Genomic DNA, 241 nt, shown 5'->3' on the forward strand with positions numbered 1-241 from the left:
GCCTCTAGAAGAAGCCTTATCCGTTCCCATAAATGATAAAAAACGTTTCTGTGATGTTACTAAAGCAGATGTAATCGCTTTTGCAAAAGAACTGGGGATTCCAAGCTCTGCAGCAGTAAAACAGCTAAGTTATTTCGTAGAGAATATAGAGAGTGAATTTAGTAACTTATACCAAGAAGTTGAAAATATGCCACCTGCAGATGTGCGCGTAGCGGAGTTAAGAATGTTAAGAGAAGTGCAG

1 protein-coding gene is annotated in these 241 nt (G+C 39.0%); it reads left to right on the plus strand.

The window, feature by feature from the left end:
• Positions 1-241: hypothetical protein (locus SB724_RS21600; RefSeq protein ID WP_410573101.1), on the plus strand; the 241-nt coding region annotated here is incomplete at both ends.

Source organism: Bacillus sp. SIMBA_031, from assembly GCF_046535225.1.
In the GTDB taxonomy this organism is placed as follows: domain Bacteria; phylum Bacillota; class Bacilli; order Bacillales; family Bacillaceae; genus Bacillus; species Bacillus velezensis.